This window comes from Aliamphritea hakodatensis (assembly GCF_024347195.1).
In the GTDB taxonomy this organism is placed as follows: Bacteria; Pseudomonadota; Gammaproteobacteria; order Pseudomonadales; family Balneatricaceae; genus Amphritea; species Amphritea hakodatensis.
The window spans coordinates 1,804,438-1,830,234 of sequence record NZ_AP025281.1 but is presented as its reverse complement, the minus strand read 5'-3'; the positions used below and the strand labels follow the sequence as shown (position 1 = coordinate 1,830,234).

Sequence of the window (25,797 nt, the reverse complement as noted above, 5' to 3'; positions counted from 1 at the left end):
GATCCATGCAAAATCCCCGCTGCTTCATGTAAATAAAACAGCGGGGATATCTCCTTCCGGTATTAAACTATTAAAGTAGTGTCATCTACAAGTTTATTCAGCAGATCCGCCTGATTGGCGGTACCCGTAGCCGAATACAGTTCATTCAAAGACTGCCCGTCAAACTGAATTTTCTGCTGGTCAGTGCCGTTAGTATCTTTTATGGTCAGAACCGCTGATCCGTTATCTTCTGAGAAGTCCAGATACTGCATCAGATCAACTGGGTCGGTAGCAGCGCCGTGGAGACCATCTAACATATCGGAGATATCAATTTTATCATCAGAAAGATTGAAATCAGTGATCCGGTCAACCGCAGCATTGCCGGTTCCCTGATCACCTGCATTCCAGTCAAAGATATCATCACCTTCGCCGCCGGTCAGAATATCATCACCCAGGCCACCAACAAGCGTATCATTGCCGGCCCCTGCTCTGAGGACATCATCACCTGCGTTACCCCGCAACTCCTCATTACCGTTTCCGGCCACAAGGGTTTCGTCAGCGCTACCACCAGTCAGAACATTATCGTCGGTATCAAACTGAATCGTTGCAGTGGCAGATTCTGTCTTGATGCCATTGGATACGTCGTAAGTGATATCACCGGCATTGTTGACACGATTGCTCAGAACAAGCGTATTGCCATTAAGGTCTGCGTCGTTGGCTAACAAATCTGCGTCAGTTATATCAGTTATCAACGACTGATTTGTAATGATGATATCGCTCTCAACCTCAAGCGGTTCCTGAATGACCACTTTTAATGTAGAACCTGTAACTACATCACCGTCACCATCCCTCACAGTAATAGCAAACACTTCTTCTGCGCCTGTCGTAATAGTAACTCCGGGCGGAATGAAGTATGTATATTCACCAGTTTTAAAGTTGAAGGTTAAATTTGCACCTTCAGCCGTGGTAAACGTTCTGCGGTACAGTGACGGATCATTAGCCTGAGTATTAGGGTTATAGGTAAGCGTTGTTCCATTGACAGTAATCGACTCTACATAACCACCGTCAGCACCGAATACAATATCATCACCGGTAGCCCCCGATACGGAAATATTGCCGCTCACCTGAGAAGTAACCCCATTAACAAACTCGGCAACAAGATCCGACTGAGCAACAACTTTCGAAACACCATTAGGATCGGCGGATGCAACCTGGTTGAGACTGCCTTGTCCATTGCCTGTCAGGCTAACATTGCTATCTACTCCATAGGCGTAAACCTTATCGACATGATTATCAACATAACCATCCCAACGGTTAAACACATTATCAAGATCACCTGCGTTTGGATCTCCATCACTCAGGAAATACGCCAGCGTCTGATTTGAGGAAGGCACGCTGGAAGCTAAGTCATCAGGATCACTCAGATCGAAATCAACCGCATTAAGCGCCCTGGTTATACCGGCCTGATAATTAGTACTACCGTTGGAACTTATATCATCTAATTCATCCTGCAGATCAGAAGCATTGCTAAACCAACCATGGTTTGTAGAGTTGTTAGCAAAGCTGACCAGCAATATATTGACGTTACCTATATCGTCATAGGCATCAAATAGCTCTCTGATCGCATTTTTAGCTGTATTTAGACGGGTTGTTCCCATGCTGCCAGAACGGTCAAGAACAAATACAAGGTTAGTTGTATATGTTTCAGACGGACTCACATAACCCACAGACTGAGCAGAGCTAGGCTGGTCATCAACGATAGTAACAGGAATGTTTGCAGTTGTTTGCAAAGTACCGTCACTGACTGTCAGACCAACATCAAACGCTATTGAATCTTTACCCTGAGCACTATGGTCAACAGGTTTTAAGAGAGTCGTTGTATAGGTGCCATTATCCGTTACTTCAAGTCTGATAACCTGAGAATCAGCATCTGCCGGATCATTCCCTGTATAACCTAACAACGTTTTCCCATTATCCTGAAGCACAAAACTTACAGCTTCACCGTCTGAAGTCAGACTGACTCCTGTCGGTACAGATAAGGTAGCAGTTAAAGAAGCCCCCTCAGCATCTGAAGCATCATAAGTACCGTTATAAACACTGCCTGAAGAGCTGTTTGAACCTTCCGCTAAGCCTTCTTCATTAAGACTTACAGGATCAACGGACGCTATAGCAGGTGCAGCATCTGTTCCTGTTATATTCAAAGTAATTGTAGCGGTCGAACGATCGCCGTCAGAATCCACAATAGTATAGGTGAATACATCCGACACGTTTGCGCCTGGCGCTGCAGCACCATTAGGTACGTAGGTATAGCTACCATTAGCATTTAATGTCAGAGAACCGTAGGTTCCGGATATAGCCGTGCCAACACCACCGCTGACATTTCCACCTGGTGTGCCTGACTGAACACCTTCTACGGTAACGGTATCTTCTTTAAGCGTTGCAGCAGAGACAACATTACCCGTTGCACTGGCATCATCTTCGCTCAGGCTGGAACTTACAGCATTGGCAAGCGGAGCTGTATCAATGACACGGATGTCCAGCGTAGTCTGAGTAGAAGCAGTATCTACAACCACACCATCAACAATTTCAATACTGTTAGCAGTAACTGTCAGTGAATGAATTTCACTGTCACTGTCCTGATCATCCGCATTACCTTCATAAAACAGGTTACTCAGATTCCAGCTGCTAACATCCACGGAAGTATTGCCAGCAGTTGCTGTAAAGGTATTGGTACCATCTGTCAGACTTGAACCGACAGGTATATCAGAAATAACCACCTGTCCTGGGTTGTCACTTGCGTCAGCAGCATCAGCTCCAACAGCAGTTCCCAACTGTTCTGATCCGTCGGTATCAACCAGGCTTCGGGTAATACCCGTCAACTTAATCGGACTGTCTTCATAGCCAACATTCAGTTCAACCGGATAGTGACCACCGTCACTGCCTGGCTGTAACTGGAACTCGGAATGCTGACCATTATTACTGTCTACCTGATTTATATCTGTATAAATCTGATGGTTAGCAGTATTCAGCGGTGTTGTAGTCGCAGACTCACCCGGCTTCTGTACTGTAACGTTGATAGACATATCACCAGGGCCAGAGTGGTTATATACATAGGTTTCCAAAGTATAGTAACCACTGGCTGGCGCGGTAAATGTTCCACTGGTAGTAAATGTACCCGCACCAGCACCATTTGACCCTGCTGACGCAGTGTTGTACGACCCGTAAGCATCACCTGTGCTGCTTAGCAGGGTGTTACCGCCAAGTTCAATCCGTACCGAATCATCAGCATAACCATTGAAGGAAATCTGGGTACCCGCTTCCAGATAAATCAATCCTTTGGTAACTTCAATAGAGCGGGAAGCAACATTAGTCGGACCGTTACCACCGTCACGATAGGGTTGTGTTTCAACCGTAGTTGAACCACCACTGAGTCCGTCGGTGATCCCTTCCAGAGCATTACTGTTAATTAACTGCCCCGAACCGTAGTTGGTATAAACAGTTTTCTCGAGACCATTACCACTTGGTACCACAATCTGACCACTGATCGGATTATTGCTGCCGTCAATGATAGCGTTAGTAGCAACATTCGGCGCATCAGCATCAGGTGTAACATCAATCTGCATTGTTGCTGGCGCAGTGCTCCAGTTTGTACCGTCACTGACGCTAAACTCGAAAGTAGCGTATGTTGCTTCCTGATCTCCAACGTCGGTACCGCCATAACCATCGACACCGGAATCATTAAGTTCAGGCTCAAACGTCAGTTTACCGGCCTGAAGATCAGCAACCGAAATAACCAGCGGAGCTGTAACTTCATTACCGTCAAACTTCAGGGTACCCAATGCTAATGCATCGTAGCTGTCAATGCGAACTGACTGAAGAGAATCACCTGCATCCGCATCAGAGAAACCAAAGTCACTTGCAGAAAAGACCTTAGTAGTATCTTCAAGAGTAGCAACTTGGCTATCCGCAGCAACCGGGCGTGAATCATTGTCAACAATAACACCCGCTGCCGTGGCGGTGCCCAGTACAGCATCTGTTTCACCGGCGGCCAGCGCCAGGTTCATGCTCAGACTTTCACTGACTTCATAGATGTCATCGTCCAGCGCCGTCAGGGTGAACACCGGGGCATAGCTGCTGTTGGCCGGGATCGTAATGGCCAGGCCGTTCACCAGATCGCCCACTGTGGTGGTCGCCGGGCTGCCGTCTGCCAACGTGTAGCTGACACTGGCGGACAGGTCTGCCGCTTCAACGCTGCCCAGATCCAGCGTCACCACAACGTCGGTATCAACGTTGCTTTCATTGCTCTGGCTGACCTGGAACGTCAGTTGGTTATCGGTGCCGCTGCCGCCTTCTACCGCACTGCCATCCAGTGCTGCGATGGAGACCGTTGGCTGATCGCCCAGCTTATCATCCGGGGTGTCTTTATCTTCGTCATTGATCACACCCGCTGCCGTGGCGGTGCCCAGTACAGCATCTGTTTCACCGGCGGCCAGCGCCAGGTTCATGCTCAGACTTTCACTGACTTCATAGATGTCATCGTCCAGCGCCGTCAGGGTGAACACCGGGGCATAGCTGCTGTTGGCCGGGATCGTAATGGCCAGGCCGTTCACCAGGTCGCCCACCGTGGTGGTCGCCGGGCTGCCGTCTGCCAACGTGTAGCTGACACTGGCGGACAGGTCTGCCGCTTCAACGCTGCCCAGATCCAGCGTCACCACAACGTCGGTATCAACGTTGCTTTCGTTCGTCTGGCTGACCTGGAACGTCAGTTGGTTATCGGTGCCGCTGCCGCCTTCTACCGCACTGCCATCCAGTGCTGCGATGGAGACCGTTGGCTGATCGCCCAGCTTATCATCCGGGGTGTCTTTATCTTCGTCATTGATCACACCCGCTGCCGTGGCGGTGCCCAGTACAGCATCTGTTTCACCGGCGGCCAGCGCCAGGTTCATGCTCAGACTTTCACTGACTTCATAGATGTCATCGTCCAGCGCCGTCAGGGTGAACACCGGGGCATAGCTGCTGTTGGCCGGGATCGTAATGGCCAGGCCGTTCACCAGGTCGCCCACCGTGGTGGTCGCCGGGCTGCCGTCTGCCAGCGTGTAGCTGACACTGGCGGACAGGTCTGCCGCTTCAACGCTGCCCAGATCCAGCGTCACGACGACATCTGTATCAACGTTGCTTTCGTTGCTCTGGCTGACCTGGAACGTCAGTTGGTTATCGGTGCCGCTGCCGCCTTCTACCGCACTGCCATCCAGTGCTGCGATGGAGACCGTTGGCTGATCGCCCAGCTTATCATCCGGGGTGTCTTTATCTTCGTCATTGATCACACCCGCTGCCGTGGCGGTGCCCAGTACAGCATCTGTTTCACCGGCGGCCAGCGCCAGGTTCATGCTCAGACTTTCACTGACTTCATAGATGTCATCGTCCAGCGCCGTCAGGGTGAACACCGGGGCATAGCTGCTGTTGGCCGGGATCGTAATGGCCAGGCCGTTCACCAGATCGCCCACCGTGGTGGTCGCCGGGCTGCCGTCTGCCAACGTGTAGCTGACACTGGCGGACAGGTCTGCCGCTTCAACGCTGCCCAGATCCAGCGTCACCACAACGTCGGTATCAACGTTGCTTTCATTGCTCTGGCTGACCTGGAACGTCAGTTGGTTATCGGTGCCGCTGCCGCCTTCTACCGCACTGCCATCCAGTGCTGCGATGGAGACCGTTGGCTGATCGCCCAGCTTATCATCCGGGGTGTCTTTATCTTCGTCATTGATCACACCCGCTGCCGTGGCGGTGCCCAGTACAGCATCTGTTTCACCGGCGGCCAGCGCCAGGTTCATGCTCAGACTTTCACTGACTTCATAGATGTCATCGTCCAGCGCCGTCAGGGTGAACACCGGGGCATAGCTGCTGTTGGCCGGGATCGTAATGGCCAGGCCGTTCACCAGGTCGCCCACCGTGGTGGTCGCCGGGCTGCCGTCTGCCAGCGTGTAGCTGACACTGGCGGACAGGTCTGCCGCTTCAACGCTGCCCAGATCCAGCGTCACGACGACATCTGTATCAACGTTGCTTTCGTTGCTCTGGCTGACCTGGAACGTCAGTTGGTTATCGGTGCCGCTGCCGCCTTCTACCGCACTGCCATCCAGTGCTGCGATGGAGACCGTTGGCTGATCGCCCAGCTTATCATCCGGGGTGTCTTTATCTTCGTCATTGATCACACCCGCTGCCGTGGCGGTGCCCAGTACAGCATCTGTTTCACCGGCGGCCAGCGCCAGGTTCATGCTCAGACTTTCACTGACTTCATAGATGTCATCGTCCAGCGCCGTCAGGGTGAACACCGGGGCATAGCTGCTGTTGGCCGGGATCGTAATGGCCAGGCCGTTCACCAGGTCGCCCACCGTGGTGGTCGCCGGGCTGCCGTCTGCCAGCGTGTAGCTGACACTGGCGGACAGGTCCGCCGCTTCAACGCTGCCCAGATCCAGCGTCACCACAACGTCGGTATCAACGTTGCTTTCGTTGCTCTGGCTGACCTGGAACGTCAGTTGGTTATCGGTGCCACTGCCGCCTTCTACCGCACTGCCATCCAGTGCTGCGATGGAGACCGTTGGCTGATCGCCCAGCTTATCATCCGGGGTGTCTTTATCTTCGTCACTGATCACACCCGCTGCCGTGGCGGTGCCCAGTACAGCATCTGTTTCACCGGCGGCCAGCGCCAGGTTCATGCTCAGACTTTCACTGACTTCATAGATATCATCGTCCAGCGCCGTCAGGGTGAACACCGGGGCATAGCTGCTGTTGGCCGGGATCGTAATGGCCAGGCCGTTCACCAGGTCGCCCACCGTGGTGGTCGCCGGGCTGCCGTCTGCCAGCGTATAGCTGACACTGGCGGACAGGTCCGCCGCTTCAACGCTGCCCAGATCCAGCGTCACCACAACGTCGGTATCAACGTTGCTTTCGTTCGTCTGGCTGACCTGGAACGTCAGTTGGTTATCGGTGCCACTGCCGCCTTCTACCGCACTGCCATCCAGTGCTGCGATGGAGACCGTAGTGGAATCATTATCAACGATCACACCCGCTGCCGTGGCGGTGCCCAGTACAGCATCTGTTTCACCGGCGGCCAGCGCCAGGTTCATGCTCAGACTTTCACTGACTTCATAGATGTCATCGTCCAGCGCCGTCAGGGTGAACACCGGGGCATAGCTGCTGTTGGCCGGGATCGTAATGGCCAGGCCGTTCACCAGGTCGCCCACCGTGGTGGTCGCCGGGCTGCCGTCTGCCAGCGTATAGCTGACACTGGCGGACAGGTCTGCCGCTTCAACGCTGCCCAGATCCAGCGTCACCACAACGTCGGTATCAACGTTGCTTTCGTTCGTCTGGCTGACCTGGAACGTCAGTTGGTTATCGGTGCCACTGCCGCCTTCTACCGCACTGCCATCCAGTGCTGCGATGGAGACCGTTGGCTGATCGCCCAGCTTATCATCCGGGGTGTCTTTATCTTCGTCACTGATCACACCCGCTGCCGTGGCGGTGCCCAGTACAGCATCTGTTTCACCGGCGGCCAGCGCCAGGTTCATGCTCAGACTTTCACTGACTTCATAGATGTCATCGTCCAGCGCCGTCAGGGTGAACACCGGGGCATAGCTGCTGTTGGCCGGGATCGTAATGGCCAGGCCGTTCACCAGGTCGCCCACCGTGGTGGTCGCCGGGCTGCCGTCTGCCAGCGTGTAGCTGACACTGGCGGACAGGTCCGCCGCTTCAACGCTGCCCAGATCCAGCGTCACGACGACATCTGTATCAACGTTGCTTTCGTTCGTCTGGCTGACCTGGAACGTCAGTTGGTTATCGGTGCCACTGCCGCCTTCTACCGCACTGCCATCCAGTGCTGCGATGGAGACCGTTGGCTGATCGCCCAGCTTATCATCCGGGGTGTCTTTATCTTCGTCATTGATCACACCCGCTGCCGTGGCGGTGCCCAGTACAGCATCTGTTTCACCGGCGGCCAGCGCCAGGTTCATGCTCAGACTTTCACTGACTTCATAGATATCATCGTCCAGCGCCGTCAGGGTGAACACCGGGGCATAGCTGCTGTTGGCCGGGATCGTAATGGCCAGGCCGTTCACCAGGTCGCCCACCGTGGTGGTCGCCGGGCTGCCGTCTGCCAGCGTGTAGCTGACACTGGCGGACAGGTCTGCCGCTTCAACGCTGCCCAGATCCAGCGTCACGACGACATCTGTATCAACGTTGCTTTCGTTGCTCTGGCTGACCTGGAACGTCAGTTGGTTATCGGTGCCACTGCCGCCTTCTACCGCACTGCCATCCAGTGCTGCGATGGAGACCGTTGGCTGATCGCCCAGCTTATCATCCGGGGTGTCTTTATCTTCGTCATTGATCACACCCGCTGCCGTGGCGGTGCCCAGTACAGCATCTGTTTCACCGGCGGCCAGCGCCAGGTTCATGCTCAGACTTTCACTGACTTCATAGATGTCATCGTCCAGCGCCGTCAGGGTGAACACCGGGGCATAGCTGCTGTTGGCCGGGATCGTAATGGCCAGGCCGTTCACCAGATCGCCCACCGTGGTGGTCGCCGGGCTGCCGTCTGCCAGCGTGTAGCTGACACTGGCGGACAGGTCTGCCGCTTCAACGCTGCCCAGATCCAGCGTCACGACGACATCTGTATCAACGTTGCTTTCGTTGCTCTGGCTGACCTGGAACGTCAGTTGGTTATCGGTGCCGCTGCCGCCTTCTACCGCACTGCCATCCAGTGCTGCGATGGAGACCGTTGGCTGATCGCCCAGCTTATCATCCGGGGTGTCTTTATCTTCGTCACTGATCACACCCGCTGCCGTGGCGGTGCCCAGTACAGCATCTGTTTCACCGGCGGCCAGCGCCAGGTTCATGCTCAGACTTTCACTGACTTCATAGATGTCATCGTCCAGCGCCGTCAGGGTGAACACCGGGGCATAGCTGCTGTTGGCCGGGATCGTAATGGCCAGGCCGTTCACCAGGTCGCCCACCGTGGTGGTCGCCGGGCTGCCGTCTGCCAGCGTGTAGCTGACACTGGCGGACAGGTCTGCCGCTTCAACGCTGCCCAGATCCAGCGTCACGACGACATCTGTATCAACGTTGCTTTCGTTGCTCTGGCTGACCTGGAACGTCAGTTGGTTATCGGTGCCGCTGCCGCCTTCTACCGCACTGCCATCCAGTGCTGCGATGGAGACCGTTGGCTGATCGCCCAGCTTATCATCCGGGGTGTCTTTATCTTCGTCATTGATCACACCCGCTGCCGTGGCGGTGCCCAGTACAGCATCTGTTTCACCGGCGGCCAGCGCCAGGTTCATGCTCAGACTTTCACTGACTTCATAGATGTCATCGTCCAGCGCCGTCAGGGTGAACACCGGGGCATAGCTGCTGTTGGCCGGGATCGTAATGGCCAGGCCGTTCACCAGGTCGCCCACCGTGGTGGTCGCCGGGCTGCCGTCTGCCAGCGTGTAGCTGACACTGGCGGACAGGTCTGCCGCTTCAACGCTGCCCAGATCCAGCGTCACGACGACATCTGTATCAACGTTGCTTTCGTTGCTCTGGCTGACCTGGAACGTCAGTTGGTTATCGGTGCCGCTGCCGCCTTCTACCGCACTGCCATCCAGTGCTGCGATGGAGACCGTTGGCTGATCGCCCAGCTTATCATCCGGGGTGTCTTTATCTTCGTCATTGATCACACCCGCTGCCGTGGCGGTGCCCAGTACAGCATCTGTTTCACCGGCGGCCAGCGCCAGGTTCATGCTCAGACTTTCACTGACTTCATAGATGTCATCGTCCAGCGCCGTCAGGGTGAACACCGGGGCATAGCTGCTGTTGGCCGGGATCGTAATGGCCAGGCCGTTCACCAGATCGCCCACCGTGGTGGTCGCCGGGCTGCCGTCTGCCAACGTGTAGCTGACACTGGCGGACAGGTCTGCCGCTTCAACGCTGCCCAGATCCAGCGTCACCACAACGTCGGTATCAACGTTGCTTTCATTGCTCTGGCTGACCTGGAACGTCAGTTGGTTATCGGTGCCGCTGCCGCCTTCTACCGCACTGCCATCCAGTGCTGCGATGGAGACCGTTGGCTGATCGCCCAGCTTATCATCCGGGGTGTCTTTATCTTCGTCATTGATCACACCCGCTGCCGTGGCGGTGCCCAGTACAGCATCTGTTTCACCGGCGGCCAGCGCCAGGTTCATGCTCAGACTTTCACTGACTTCATAGATGTCATCGTCCAGCGCCGTCAGGGTGAACACCGGGGCATAGCTGCTGTTGGCCGGGATCGTAATGGCCAGGCCGTTCACCAGGTCGCCCACCGTGGTGGTCGCCGGGCTGCCGTCTGCCAGCGTGTAGCTGACACTGGCGGACAGGTCTGCCGCTTCAACGCTGCCCAGATCCAGCGTCACCACAACGTCGGTATCAACGTTGCTTTCGTTCGTCTGGCTGACCTGGAACGTCAGTTGGTTATCGGTGCCGCTGCCGCCTTCTACCGCACTGCCATCCAGTGCTGCGATGGAGACCGTTGGCTGATCGCCCAGCTTATCATCCGGGGTGTCTTTATCTTCGTCATTGATCACACCCGCTGCCGTGGCGGTGCCCAGTACAGCATCTGTTTCACCGGCGGCCAGCGCCAGGTTCATGCTCAGACTTTCACTGACTTCATAGATGTCATCGTCCAGCGCCGTCAGGGTGAACACCGGGGCATAGCTGCTGTTGGCCGGGATCGTAATGGCCAGGCCGTTCACCAGGTCGCCCACCGTGGTGGTCGCCGGGCTGCCGTCTGCCAGCGTGTAGCTGACACTGGCGGACAGGTCCGCCGCTTCAACGCTGCCCAGATCCAGCGTCACCACAACGTCGGTATCAACGTTGCTTTCGTTCGTCTGGCTGACCTGGAACGTCAGTTGGTTATCGGTGCCACTGCCGCCTTCTACCGCACTGCCATCCAGTGCTGCGATGGAGACCGTTGGCTGATCGCCCAGCTTATCATCCGGGGTGTCTTTATCTTCGTCACTGATCACACCCGCTGCCGTGGCGGTGCCCAGTACAGCATCTGTTTCACCGGCGGCCAGCGCCAGGTTCATGCTCAGACTTTCACTGACTTCATAGATATCATCGTCCAGCGCCGTCAGGGTGAACACCGGGGCATAGCTGCTGTTGGCCGGGATCGTAATGGCCAGGCCGTTCACCAGGTCGCCCACCGTGGTGGTCGCCGGGCTGCCGTCTGCCAGCGTATAGCTGACACTGGCGGACAGGTCCGCCGCTTCAACGCTGCCCAGATCCAGCGTCACCACAACGTCGGTATCAACGTTGCTTTCGTTCGTCTGGCTGACCTGGAACGTCAGTTGGTTATCGGTGCCACTGCCGCCTTCTACCGCACTGCCATCCAGTGCTGCGATGGAGACCGTAGTGGAATCATTATCAACGATCACACCCGCTGCCGTGGCGGTGCCCAGTACAGCATCTGTTTCACCGGCGGCCAGCGCCAGGTTCATGCTCAGACTTTCACTGACTTCATAGATGTCATCGTCCAGCGCCGTCAGGGTGAACACCGGGGCATAGCTGCTGTTGGCCGGGATCGTAATGGCCAGGCCGTTCACCAGGTCGCCCACCGTGGTGGTCGCCGGGCTGCCGTCTGCCAGCGTATAGCTGACACTGGCGGACAGGTCTGCCGCTTCAACGCTGCCCAGATCCAGCGTCACCACAACGTCGGTATCAACGTTGCTTTCGTTCGTCTGGCTGACCTGGAACGTCAGTTGGTTATCGGTGCCACTGCCGCCTTCTACCGCACTGCCATCCAGTGCTGCGATGGAGACCGTTGGCTGATCGCCCAGCTTATCATCCGGGGTGTCTTTATCTTCGTCACTGATCACACCCGCTGCCGTGGCGGTGCCCAGTACAGCATCTGTTTCACCGGCGGCCAGCGCCAGGTTCATGCTCAGACTTTCACTGACTTCATAGATATCATCGTCCAGCGCCGTCAGGGTGAACACCGGTGCATAGCTGCTGTTGGCCGGGATCGTAATGGCCAGGCCGTTCACCAGGTCGCCCACCGTGGTGGTCGCCGGGCTGCCGTCTGCCAGCGTGTAGCTGACACTGGCGGACAGGTCTGCCGCTTCAACGCTGCCCAGATCCAGCGTCACCACAACGTCGGTATCAACGTTGCTTTCGTTGCTCTGGCTGACCTGGAACGTCAGTTGGTTATCGGTGCCACTGCCGCCTTCTACCGCACTGCCATCCAGTGCTGCGATGGAGACCGTTGGCTGATCGCCCAGCTTATCATCCGGGGTGTCTTTATCTTCGTCACTGATCACACCCGCTGCCGTGGCGGTGCCCAGTACAGCATCTGTTTCACCGGCGGCCAGCGCCAGGTTCATGCTCAGACTTTCACTGACTTCATAGATATCATCGTCCAGCGCCGTCAGGGTGAACACCGGTGCATAGCTGCTGTTGGCCGGGATCGTAATGGCCAGGCCGTTCACCAGGTCGCCCACCGTGGTGGTCGCCGGGCTGCCGTCTGCCAGCGTATAGCTGACACTGGCGGACAGGTCCGCCGCTTCAACGCTGCCCAGATCCAGCGTCACCACAACGTCGGTATCAACGTTGCTTTCGTTCGTCTGGCTGACCTGGAACGTCAGTTGGTTATCGGTGCCACTGCCGCCTTCTACCGCACTGCCATCCAGTGCTGCGATGGAGACCGTTGGCTGATCGCCCAGCTTATCATCCGGGGTGTCTTTATCTTCGTCATTGATCACACCCGCTGCCGTGGCGGTGCCCAGTACAGCATCTGTTTCACCGGCGGCCAGCGCCAGGTTCATGCTCAGACTTTCACTGACTTCATAGATGTCATCGTCCAGCGCCGTCAGGGTGAACACCGGGGCATAGCTGCTGTTGGCCGGGATCGTAATGGCCAGGCCGTTCACCAGGTCGCCCACCGTGGTGGTCGCCGGGCTGCCGTCTGCCAGCGTGTAGCTGACACTGGCGGACAGGTCTGCCGCTTCAACGCTGCCCAGATCCAGCGTCACCACAACGTCGGTATCAACGTTGCTTTCGTTCGTCTGGCTGACCTGGAACGTCAGTTGGTTATCGGTGCCGCTGCCGCCTTCTACCGCACTGCCATCCAGTGCTGCGATGGAGACCGTTGGCTGATCGCCCAGCTTATCATCCGGGGTGTCTTTATCTTCGTCATTGATCACACCCGCTGCCGTGGCGGTGCCCAGTACAGCATCTGTTTCACCGGCGGCCAGCGCCAGGTTCATGCTCAGACTTTCACTGACTTCATAGATGTCATCGTCCAGCGCCGTCAGGGTGAACACCGGGGCATAGCTGCTGTTGGCCGGGATCGTAATGGCCAGGCCGTTCACCAGGTCGCCCACCGTGGTGGTCGCCGGGCTGCCGTCTGCCAGCGTGTAGCTGACACTGGCGGACAGGTCTGCCGCTTCAACGCTGCCCAGATCCAGCGTCACGACGACATCTGTATCAACGTTGCTTTCGTTGCTCTGGCTGACCTGGAACGTCAGTTGGTTATCGGTGCCGCTGCCGCCTTCTACCGCACTGCCATCCAGTGCTGCGATGGAGACCGTTGGCTGATCGCCCAGCTTATCATCCGGGGTGTCTTTATCTTCGTCATTGATCACACCCGCTGCCGTGGCGGTGCCCAGTACAGCATCTGTTTCACCGGCGGCCAGCGCCAGGTTCATGCTCAGACTTTCACTGACTTCATAGATGTCATCGTCCAGCGCCGTCAGGGTGAACACCGGGGCATAGCTGCTGTTGGCCGGGATCGTAATGGCCAGGCCGTTCACCAGATCGCCCACCGTGGTGGTCGCCGGGCTGCCGTCTGCCAACGTGTAGCTGACACTGGCGGACAGGTCTGCCGCTTCAACGCTGCCCAGATCCAGCGTCACCACAACGTCGGTATCAACGTTGCTTTCATTGCTCTGGCTGACCTGGAACGTCAGTTGGTTATCGGTGCCGCTGCCGCCTTCTACCGCACTGCCATCCAGTGCTGCGATGGAGACCGTTGGCTGATCGCCCAGCTTATCATCCGGGGTGTCTTTATCTTCGTCATTGATCACACCCGCTGCCGTGGCGGTGCCCAGTACAGCATCTGTTTCACCGGCGGCCAGCGCCAGGTTCATGCTCAGACTTTCACTGACTTCATAGATGTCATCGTCCAGCGCCGTCAGGGTGAACACCGGGGCATAGCTGCTGTTGGCCGGGATCGTAATGGCCAGGCCGTTCACCAGGTCGCCCACCGTGGTGGTCGCCGGGCTGCCGTCTGCCAGCGTGTAGCTGACACTGGCGGACAGGTCTGCCGCTTCAACGCTGCCCAGATCCAGCGTCACGACGACATCTGTATCAACGTTGCTTTCGTTGCTCTGGCTGACCTGGAACGTCAGTTGGTTATCGGTGCCGCTGCCGCCTTCTACCGCACTGCCATCCAGTGCTGCGATGGAGACCGTTGGCTGATCGCCCAGCTTATCATCCGGGGTGTCTTTATCTTCGTCATTGATCACACCCGCTGCCGTGGCGGTGCCCAGTACAGCATCTGTTTCACCGGCGGCCAGCGCCAGGTTCATGCTCAGACTTTCACTGACTTCATAGATGTCATCGTCCAGCGCCGTCAGGGTGAACACCGGGGCATAGCTGCTGTTGGCCGGGATCGTAATGGCCAGGCCGTTCACCAGGTCGCCCACCGTGGTGGTCGCCGGGCTGCCGTCTGCCAGCGTGTAGCTGACACTGGCGGACAGGTCCGCCGCTTCAACGCTGCCCAGATCCAGCGTCACCACAACGTCGGTATCAACGTTGCTTTCGTTGCTCTGGCTGACCTGGAACGTCAGTTGGTTATCGGTGCCACTGCCGCCTTCTACCGCACTGCCATCCAGTGCTGCGATGGAGACCGTTGGCTGATCGCCCAGCTTATCATCCGGGGTGTCTTTATCTTCGTCACTGATCACACCCGCTGCCGTGGCGGTGCCCAGTACAGCATCTGTTTCACCGGCGGCCAGCGCCAGGTTCATGCTCAGACTTTCACTGACTTCATAGATATCATCGTCCAGCGCCGTCAGGGTGAACACCGGGGCATAGCTGCTGTTGGCCGGGATCGTAATGGCCAGGCCGTTCACCAGGTCGCCCACCGTGGTGGTCGCCGGGCTGCCGTCTGCCAGCGTATAGCTGACACTGGCGGACAGGTCCGCCGCTTCAACGCTGCCCAGATCCAGCGTCACCACAACGTCGGTATCAACGTTGCTTTCGTTCGTCTGGCTGACCTGGAACGTCAGTTGGTTATCGGTGCCACTGCCGCCTTCTACCGCACTGCCATCCAGTGCTGCGATGGAGACCGTAGTGGAATCATTATCAACGATCACACCCGCTGCCGTGGCGGTGCCCAGTACAGCATCTGTTTCACCGGCGGCCAGCGCCAGGTTCATGCTCAGACTTTCACTGACTTCATAGATGTCATCGTCCAGCGCCGTCAGGGTGAACACCGGGGCATAGCTGCTGTTGGCCGGGATCGTAATGGCCAGGCCGTTCACCAGGTCGCCCACCGTGGTGGTCGCCGGGCTGCCGTCTGCCAGCGTATAGCTGACACTGGCGGACAGGTCCGCCGCTTCAACGCTGCCCAGATCCAGCGTCACCACAACGTCGGTATCAACGTTGCTTTCGTTGCTCTGGCTGACCTGGAACGTCAGTTGGTTATCGGTGCCGCTGCCGCCTTCTACCGCACTGCCATCCAGTGCTGCGATGGAGACCGTTGGCTGATCGCCCAGCTTATCATCCGGGGTGTCTTTATCTTCGTCACTGATCACACCCGCTGCCGTGGCGGTGCCCAGTACAGCATCTGTTTCACCGGCGGCCAGCGCCAGGTTCATGCTCAGACTTTCACTGACTTCATAGATGTCATCGTCCAGCGCCGTCAGGGTGAACACCGGGGCATAGCTGCTGTTGGCCGGGATCGTAATGGCCAGGCCGTTCACCAGATCGCCCACCGTGGTGGTCGCCGGGCTGCCGTCTGCCAGCGTGTAGCTGACACTGGCGGACAGGTCCGCCGCTTCAACGCTGCCCAGATCCAGCGTCACCACAACGTCGGTATCAACGTTGCTTTCGTTGCTCTGGCTGACCTGGAACGTCAGTTGGTTATCGGTGCCACTGCCGCCTTCTACCGCACTGCCATCCAGTGCTGCGATGGAGACCGTTGGCTGATCGCCCAGCTTATCATCCGGGGTGTCTTTATCTTCGTCACTGATCACACCCGCTGCCGTGGCGGTGCCCAGTACAGCATCTGTTTCACCGGCGGCCAGCGCCAGGTTCATGCTCAGACTTTCACTGACTTCATAGATGTCATCGTCCAGCGCCGTCAGGGTGAACACCGGGGCATAGCTGCTGTTGGCCGGGATCGTAATGGCCAGGCCGTTCACCAGGTCGCCCACCGTGGTGGTCGCCGGGCTGCCGTCTGCCAGCGTATAGCTGACACTGGCGGACAGGTCCGCCGCTTCAACGCTGCCCAGATCCAGCGTCACGACGACATCTGTATCAACGTTGCTTTCGTTGCTCTGGCTGACCTGGAACGTCAGTTGGTTATCGGTGCCGCTGCCGCCTTCTACCGCACTGCCATCCAGTGCTGCGATGGAGACCGTTGGCTGATCGCCCAGCTTATCATCCGGGGTGTCTTTATCTTCGTCATTGATCACACCCGCTGCCGTGGCGGTGCCCAGTACAGCATCTGTTTCACCGGCGGCCAGCGCCAGGTTCATGCTCAGACTTTCACTGACTTCATAGATGTCATCGTCCAGCGCCGTCAGGGTGAACACCGGGGCATAGCTGCTGTTGGCCGGGATCGTAATGGCCAGGCCGTTCACCAGATCGCCCACCGTGGTGGTCGCCGGGCTGCCGTCTGCCAGCGTGTAGCTGACACTGGCGGACAGGTCTGCCGCTTCAACGCTGCCCAGATCCAGCGTCACCACAACGTCGGTATCAACGTTGCTTTCGTTGCTCTGGCTGACCTGGAACGTCAGTTGGTTATCGGTGCCACTGCCGCCTTCTACCGCACTGCCATCCAGTGCTGCGATGGAGACCGTTGGCTGATCGCCCAGCTTATCATCCGGGGTGTCTTTATCTTCGTCACTGATCACACCCGCTGCCGTGGCGGTGCCCAGTACAGCATCTGTTTCACCGGCGGCCAGCGCCAGGTTCATGCTCAGACTTTCACTGACTTCATAGATGTCATCGTCCAGCGCCGTCAGGGTGAACACCGGGGCATAGCTGCTGTTGGCCGGGATCGTAATGGCCAGGCCGTTCACCAGGTCGCCCACCGTGGTGGTCGCCGGGCTGCCGTCTGCCAGCGTGTAGCTGACACTGGCGGACAGGTCCGCCGCTTCAACGCTGCCCAGATCCAGCGTCACGACGACATCTGTATCAACGTTGCTTTCGTTGCTCTGGCTGACCTGGAACGTCAGTTGGTTATCGGTGCCGCTGCCGCCTTCTACCGCACTGCCATCCAGTGCTGCGATGGAGACCGTTGGCTGATCGCCCAGCTTATCATCCGGGGTGTCTTTATCTTCGTCATTGATCACACCCGCTGCCGTGGCGGTGCCCAGTACAGCATCTGTTTCACCGGCGGCCAGCGCCAGGTTCATGCTCAGACTTTCACTGACTTCATAGATGTCATCGTCCAGCGCCGTCAGGGTGAACACCGGGGCATAGCTGCTGTTGGCCGGGATCGTAATGGCCAGGCCGTTCACCAGGTCGCCCACCGTGGTGGTCGCCGGGCTGCCGTCTGCCAGCGTGTAGCTGACACTGGCGGACAGGTCCGCCGCTTCAACGCTGCCCAGATCCAGCGTCACCACAACGTCGGTATCAACGTTGCTTTCGTTGCTCTGGCTGACCTGGAACGTCAGTTGGTTATCGGTGCCACTGCCGCCTTCTACCGCACTGCCATCCAGTGCTGCGATGGAGACCGTTGGCTGATCGCCCAGCTTATCATCCGGGGTGTCTTTATCTTCGTCACTGATCACACCCGCTGCCGTGGCGGTGCCCAGTACAGCATCTGTTTCACCGGCGGCCAGCGCCAGGTTCATGCTCAGACTTTCACTGACTTCATAGATATCATCGTCCAGCGCCGTCAGGGTGAACACCGGTGCATAGCTGCTGTTGGCCGGGATCGTAATGGCCAGGCCGTTCACCAGGTCGCCCACCGTGGTGGTCGCCGGGCTGCCGTCTGCCAGCGTATAGCTGACACTGGCGGACAGGTCCGCCGCTTCAACGCTGCCCAGATCCAGCGTCACCACAACGTCGGTATCAACGTTGCTTTCATTGCTCTGGCTGACCTGGAACGTCAGTTGGTTATCGGTGCCACTGCCGCCTTCTACCGCACTGCCATCCAGTGCTGCGATGGAGACCGTAGTGGAATCATTATCAACGATCACACCCGCTGCCGTGGCGGTGCCCAGTACAGCATCTGTTTCACCGGCGGCCAGCGCCAGGTTCATGCTCAGACTTTCACTGACTTCATAGATGTCATCGTCCAGCGCCGTCAGGGTGAACACCGGGGCATAGCTGCTGTTGGCCGGGATCGTAATGGCCAGGCCGTTCACCAGGTCGCCCACCGTGGTGGTCGCCGGGCTGCCGTCTGCCAGCGTATAGCTGACACTGGCGGACAGGTCTGCCGCTTCAACGCTGCCCAGATCCAGCGTCACCACAACGTCGGTATCAACGTTGCTTTCGTTCGTCTGGCTGACCTGGAACGTCAGTTGGTTATCGGTGCCACTGCCGCCTTCTACCGCACTGCCATCCAGTGCTGCGATGGAGACCGTTGGCTGATCGCCCAGCTTATCATCCGGGGTGTCTTTATCTTCGTCACTGATCACACCCGCTGCCGTGGCGGTGCCCAGTACAGCATCTGTTTCACCGGCGGCCAGCGCCAGGTTCATGCTCAGACTTTCACTGACTTCATAGATGTCATCGTCCAGCGCCGTCAGGGTGAACACCGGGGCATAGCTGCTGTTGGCCGGGATCGTAATGGCCAGGCCGTTCACCAGGTCGCCCACCGTGGTGGTCGCCGGGCTGCCGTCTGCCAGCGTGTAGCTGACACTGGCGGACAGGTCCGCCGCTTCAACGCTGCCCAGATCCAGCGTCACGACGACATCTGTATCAACGTTGCTTTCGTTCGTCTGGCTGACCTGGAACGTCAGTTGGTTATCGGTGCCACTGCCGCCTTCTACCGCACTGCCATCCAGTGCTGCGATGGAGACCGTTGGCTGATCGCCCAGCTTATCATCCGGGGTGTCTTTATCTTCGTCATTGATCACACCCGCTGCCGTGGCGGTGCCCAGTACAGCATCTGTTTCACCGGCGGCCAGCGCCAGGTTCATGCTCAGACTTTCACTGACTTCATAGATATCATCGTCCAGCGCCGTCAGGGTGAACACCGGGGCATAGCTGCTGTTGGCCGGGATCGTAATGGCCAGGCCGTTCACCAGGTCGCCCACTGTGGTGGTCGCCGGGCTGCCGTCTGCCAGCGTGTAGCTGACACTGGCGGACAGGTCTGCCGCTTCAACGCTGCCCAGATCCAGCGTCACCACAACGTCGGTATCAACGTTGCTTTCGTTGCTCTGGCTGACCTGGAACGTCAGTTGGTTATCGGTGCCACTGCCGCCTTCTACCGCACTGCCATCCAGTGCTGCGATGGAGACCGTTGGCTGATCGCCCAGCTTATCATCCGGGGTGTCTTTATCTTCGTCATTGATCACACCCGCTGCCGTGGCGGTGCCCAGTACAGCATCTGTTTCACCGGCGGCCAGCGCCAGGTTCATGCTCAGACTTTCACTGACTTCATAGATGTCATCGTCCAGCGCCGTCAGGGTGAACACCGGGGCATAGCTGCTGTTGGCCGGGATCGTAATGGCCAGGCCGTTCACCAGATCGCCCACCGTGGTGGTCGCCGGGCTGCCGTCTGCCAGCGTGTAGCTGACACTGGCGGACAGGTCCGCCGCTTCAACGCTGCCCAGATCCAGCGTCACCACAACGTCGGTATCAACGTTGCTTTCATTGCTCTGGCTGACCTGGAACGTCAGTTGGTTATCGGTGCCGCTGCCGCCTTCTACCGCACTGCCATCCAGTGCTGCGATGGAGACCGTTGGCTGATCGCCCAGCTTATCATCCGGGGTGTCTTTATCTTCGTCACTGATCACACCCGCTGCCGTGGCGGTGCCCAGTACAGCATCTGTTTCACCGGCGGCCAGCGCCAGGTTCATGCTCAGACTTTCACTGACTTCATAGATGTCATCGTCCAGCGCCGTCAGGGTGAACACCGGGGCATAGCTGCTGTTGGCCGGGATCGTAATGGCCAGGCCGTTCACCAGGTCGCCCACCGTGGTGGTCGCCGGGCTGCCGTCTGCCAGCGTGTAGCTGACACTGGCGGACAGGTCTGCCGCTTCAACGCTGCCCAGATCCAGCGTCACCACAACGTCGGTATCAACGTTGCTTTCGTTCGTCTGGCTGACCTGGAACGTCAGTTGGTTATCGGTGCCGCTGCCGCCTTCTACCGCACTGCCATCCAGTGCTGCGATGGAGACCGTTGGCTGATCGCCCAGCTTATCATCCGGGGTGTCTTTATCTTCGTCATTGATCACACCCGCTGCCGTGGCGGTGCCCAGTACAGCATCTGTTTCACCGGCGGCCAGCGCCAGGTTCATGCTCAGACTTTCACTGACTTCATAGATGTCATCGTCCAGCGCCGTCAGGGTGAACACCGGGGCATAGCTGCTGTTGGCCGGGATCGTAATGGCCAGGCCGTTCACCAGGTCGCCCACCGTGGTGGTCGCCGGGCTGCCGTCTGCCAGCGTGTAGCTGACACTGGCGGACAGGTCTGCCGCTTCAACGCTGCCCAGATCCAGCGTCACCACAACGTCGGTATCAACGTTGCTTTCGTTCGTCTGGCTGACCTGGAACGTCAGTTGGTTATCGGTGCCACTGCCGCCTTCTACCGCACTGCCATCCAGTGCTGCGATGGAGACCGTAGTGGAATCATTATCAACGATCACACCCGCTGCCGTGGCGGTGCCCAGTACAGCATCTGTTTCACCGGCGGCCAGCGCCAGGTTCATGCTCAGACTTTCACTGACTTCATAGATGTCATCGTCCAGCGCCGTCAGGGTGAACACCGGGGCATAGCTGCTGTTGGCCGGGATCGTAATGGCCAGGCCGTTCACCAGATCGCCCACCGTGGTGGTCGCCGGGCTGCCGTCTGCCAGCGTGTAGCTGACACTGGCGGACAGGTCTGCCGCTTCAACGCTGCCCAGATCCAGCGTCACGACGACATCTGTATCAACGTTGCTTTCGTTGCTCTGGCTGACCTGGAACGTCAGTTGGTTATCGGTGCCGCTGCCGCCTTCTACCGCACTGCCATCCAGTGCTGCGATGGAGACCGTTGGCTGATCGCCCAGCTTATCATCCGGGGTGTCTTTATCTTCGTCACTGATCACACCCGCTGCCGTGGCGGTGCCCAGTACAGCATCTGTTTCACCGGCGGCCAGCGCCAGGTTCATGCTCAGACTTTCACTGACTTCATAGATATCATCGTCCAGCGCCGTCAGGGTGAACACCGGTGCATAGCTGCTGTTGGCCGGGATCGTAATGGCCAGGCCGTTCACCAGGTCGCCCACCGTGGTGGTCGCCGGGCTGCCGTCTGCCAGCGTGTAGCTGACACTGGCGGACAGGTCTGCCGCTTCAACGCTGCCCAGATCCAGCGTCACCACAACGTCGGTATCAACGTTGCTTTCGTTGCTCTGGCTGACCTGGAACGTCAGTTGGTTATCGGTGCCACTGCCGCCTTCTACCGCACTGCCATCCAGTGCTGCGATGGAGACCGTTGGCTGATCGCCCAGCCTATCATCCGGGGTGTCTTTATCTTCGTCACTGATCACACCCGCTGCCGTGGCGGTGCCCAGTACAGCATCTGTTTCACCGGCGGCCAGCGCCAGGTTCATGCTCAGACTTTCACTGACTTCATAGATGTCATCGTCCAGCGCCGTCAGGGTGAACACCGGGGCATAGCTGCTGTTGGCCGGGATCGTAATGGCCAGGCCGTTCACCAGGTCGCCCACCGTGGTGGTCGCCGGGCTGCCGTCTGCCAGCGTATAGCTGACACTGGCGGACAGGTCCGCCGCTTCAACGCTGCCCAGATCCAGCGTCACCACAACGTCGGTATCAACGTTGCTTTCGTTGCTCTGGCTGACCTGGAACGTCAGTTGGTTATCGGTGCCGCTGCCGCCTTCTACCGCACTGCCATCCAGTGCTGCGATGGAGACCGTTGGCTGATCGCCCAGCTTATCATCCGGGGTGTCTTTATCTTCGTCATTGATCACACCCGCTGCCGTGGCGGTGCCCAGTACAGCATCTGTTTCACCGGCGGCCAGCGCCAGGTTCATGCTCAGACTTTCACTGACTTCATAGATGTCATCGTCCAGCGCCGTCAGGGTGAACACCGGGGCATAGCTGCTGTTGGCCGGGATCGTAATGGCCAGGCCGTTCACCAGATCGCCCACCGTGGTGGTCGCCGGGCTGCCGTCTGCCAGCGTGTAGCTGACACTGGCGGACAGGTCTGCCGCTTCAACGCTGCCCAGATCCAGCGTCACCACAACGTCGGTATCAACGTTGCTTTCGTTGCTCTGGCTGACCTGGAACGTCAGTTGGTTATCGGTGCCACTGCCGCCTTCTACCGCACTGCCATCCAGTGCTGCGATGGAGACCGTTGGCTGATCGCCCAGCTTATCATCCGGGGTGTCTTTATCTTCGTCATTGATCGTTGCGCTGTCGCTGCCTGCACTGGTGCTGACATCGGCATTGGTGGCCGAGTCGATCGTCAGGCTGAACGTCTCACTCTGTTCGTAGACGCTGTCATCCACCGCCACAAAGTCGATCGACGGGGCCACGGTCTGCCCCGCCGGGATCTGCACGCTGATGCCGTTGGTGAAGAAGTCCTGGATGTCTGCCGGGTCGGTCAGGGTGTGAACGGTACCGGCCGCATCGGTGTAGCTGATCTGGCTGAAGTCTGCGGTTTCCGCAGTGCCCAAGTTCGCGCTGATCACGACCGTGGTCGCCTCTTCGCTGACATTATCCTGGCTGACTTCAAAGCGGATGGCATTGTCCACGCCTTCCACTGCAACAGGGTCCACCGCGTCTATGGAGACGGTTGGCTTATCGCCCTGACGGTCATCCGGGGTGTCTTTACCTTCGTCATTGATCGTTGCACTGTCGCTGCCTGCACTGGTGCTGACATCGGCATTGGTGGCCGAGTCAATCGTCAGGCTGAACGTCTCACTCTGTTCGTAGATGCTGTCATCCACCGCCACAAAGTCGATCGCCGGGGCCACGGTCTGACCCGCCGGAATCTGCACGCTGATGCCGTTGATGAAGAAGTCCTGGATGTCTGCCGGGTCGCTCAGGGTGTGAACGGTACCGACCGTATCGGTGTAGCTGATCTGGCTGAAGTCTGCGGCTTCCGCAGTGCCCAGGTTCGCGCTGATCACGACCGTGGTCGCCTCGTCGCTGACATTATCCTGGCTGACTTCAAAGCGGATGGCATTGTCCACGCCTTCCACTGCAACGCTATCAACGGCGTCTATGGAGACGGTTGGCTTATCGCCCTGACGGTCATCCGGGGTGTCTTTACCTTCGTCATTGATCGTTGCACTGTCGCTGCCTGCACTGGTGCTGACATCGGCATTGGTGGCCGAGTCGATCGTCAGACTGAACGTCTCACTCTGTTCGTAGATGCTGTCATCCACCGCCACAAAGTCGATCGCCGGGGCCACGGTCTGACCCGCCGGGATCTGCACGCTGATACCGTTGGTGAAGAAGTCCTGGATGTCTGCCGGGGCGGTCAGGGTATGAACGGTACCGGCCGCATCGGTGTAGCTGATCTGGCTGAAGTCTGCTGCTTCCGCAGTGCCTAGGTTCGCGCTGATCACGACCGTGGTCGCCTCTTCGCTGACATTATCCTGGCTGACTTCAAAGCGGATGGCACTGTCCACGCCTTCCACTGCAACAGCGTCCACCGCGTCTATAGAGACGGTCGGCTTATCGCCCTGACGGTCATCCGGAGTGTCTTTACCTTCGTCATTGATCACACCCGCTGCCGTGGCGGTGCCCAGTGCAGCATCTGTTTCACCGGCGGCCAGCGCTAGGTTCATGTTCAGGCTTTCACTGACTTCATAGATGTCATCGTCCAGCGCCGTCAGGGTGAACACCGGGGCATAGCTGCTGTTGCCCGGGATCGTAATGGCCAGGCCGTTCACCAGGTCGCCCACCGTGGTGGTCGCCGGACTGCCGTCTGCCAGCGTGTAGCTGACACTGGCGGACAGATCCGCCGCTTCAACGCTGCCCAGATCCAGCGTCACCACAACGTCGGTATCAACGTTGCTTTCGTTGCTCTGGCTGACCTGGAACGTCAGTTGGTTATCGGTGCCACTGCCGCCTTCTACTGCACTGCCATCCAGTGCTGCGATGGAGACCGTTGGCTGATCGCCCAGCTTATCATCCGGGGTGTCTTTATCTTCGTCATTGATCGTTGCGCTGTCGCTGCCTGCACTGGTGCTGACATCGGCATTGGTGGCCGAGTCGATCGTCAGGCTGAACGTCTCACTCTGTTCGTAGATGCTGTCATCCACCGCCACAAAGTCAATCTGTGGGGCCACGACCTGACCCGCCGGAATCAACACGCTGATACCGTTGGTGAAGAAGTCCTGGATGTCTGCCGGATCAGTCAATGTATGGAAGGTACCGGTCGCATCGGTATAGCTGATCTGACTGAAGTCTGTCGTTTCCGCGCTGCCAAGGTTCACGCTGATCACGACCGTGGTCGCCTGTGCGCTGACATTATCCTGGCTGACTTCAAAGCGGATGGCATTGTCCACGCCTTCAACCGCTGCTGCGTCAATTGCAGCAATGGAAACAACCGGTGTAACAACAGGAAGTTGTGCTATATCCTCTTCTACCGGCCCATCATCCTGAAAACGGTCATCATCTGAGCCATTTCTTGTACCGGTATCAAAACCTGCTTCAGCAATAACCGAGTCACCGGTACGTAACACTTCACCGAGGCCGGTAAAGCCATCGTTGGCCGGCGCGGTTCCGCCAGCTTCACCACCTGCAGCGGTTTCTTCTAACAGTTCAGTAGGGTCGGCACCTGCCAGAATTAACTGTTCAATCTCCGACAGTTCGGATTCTTCATCCTGATTCTGCTCTAACAGGGTTTGGATATTCAGATAAACTTCACCGGTTTCCGGATCAATTACCACCAGCGCAACGCTGTCCGATGGCAATTGCTCAACAGTATCATCACCCAGACTGACAACAGCTTCACTGTCGCCAGAGGTAATGACTTTTTCACCCGGCTGAAGCTGGTCATTCACCTGAACTGCACGCATCTTACCTGCGGCATCCAGTACAACCACGTCACCTTCAACACTAACAACATTTACAACTGCGTTATTGGTCTTATCCATAAGCCCCCCCCGGGCCAATCAGAGCAATCACAACCAGGCTTTTTCGCCGTTCATCCTTAAACGCAAACCAAGCACACTGGCTTCATCACCTTGAAGCACAAAAATATCTGTATTTTCATTTAAACAAATCTAACCCGCATATAGCAGGCCACAACAAACATCTGATTTAATTCTGACTACTGTAAAGTCAGCCACAGTGTTTAAAATCAAACAATTACTTAACCATACTGTTAAATCTCAAGAGCAAATTTGCTTGAATAAATCCATTAAGCTCTTGTTTTGTTTTGCAATCTTAACAAAGTAA

At 57.6% G+C, this 25,797-nt stretch carries 1 protein-coding gene; it reads right to left on the bottom strand.

Features of this window, described 5'->3' with window-relative positions; genetic code table 11:
- Positions 1 to 62: 62 nt before the first annotated feature.
- Positions 63 to 25,493 (bottom strand): Calx-beta domain-containing protein, encoded by a 25,431-nt coding sequence (locus PCI15_RS08305; RefSeq protein WP_271273867.1) that lies wholly within the window; start codon positions 25,491 to 25,493, stop codon positions 63 to 65.
- Positions 25,494 to 25,797 lie beyond the last annotated feature (304 nt).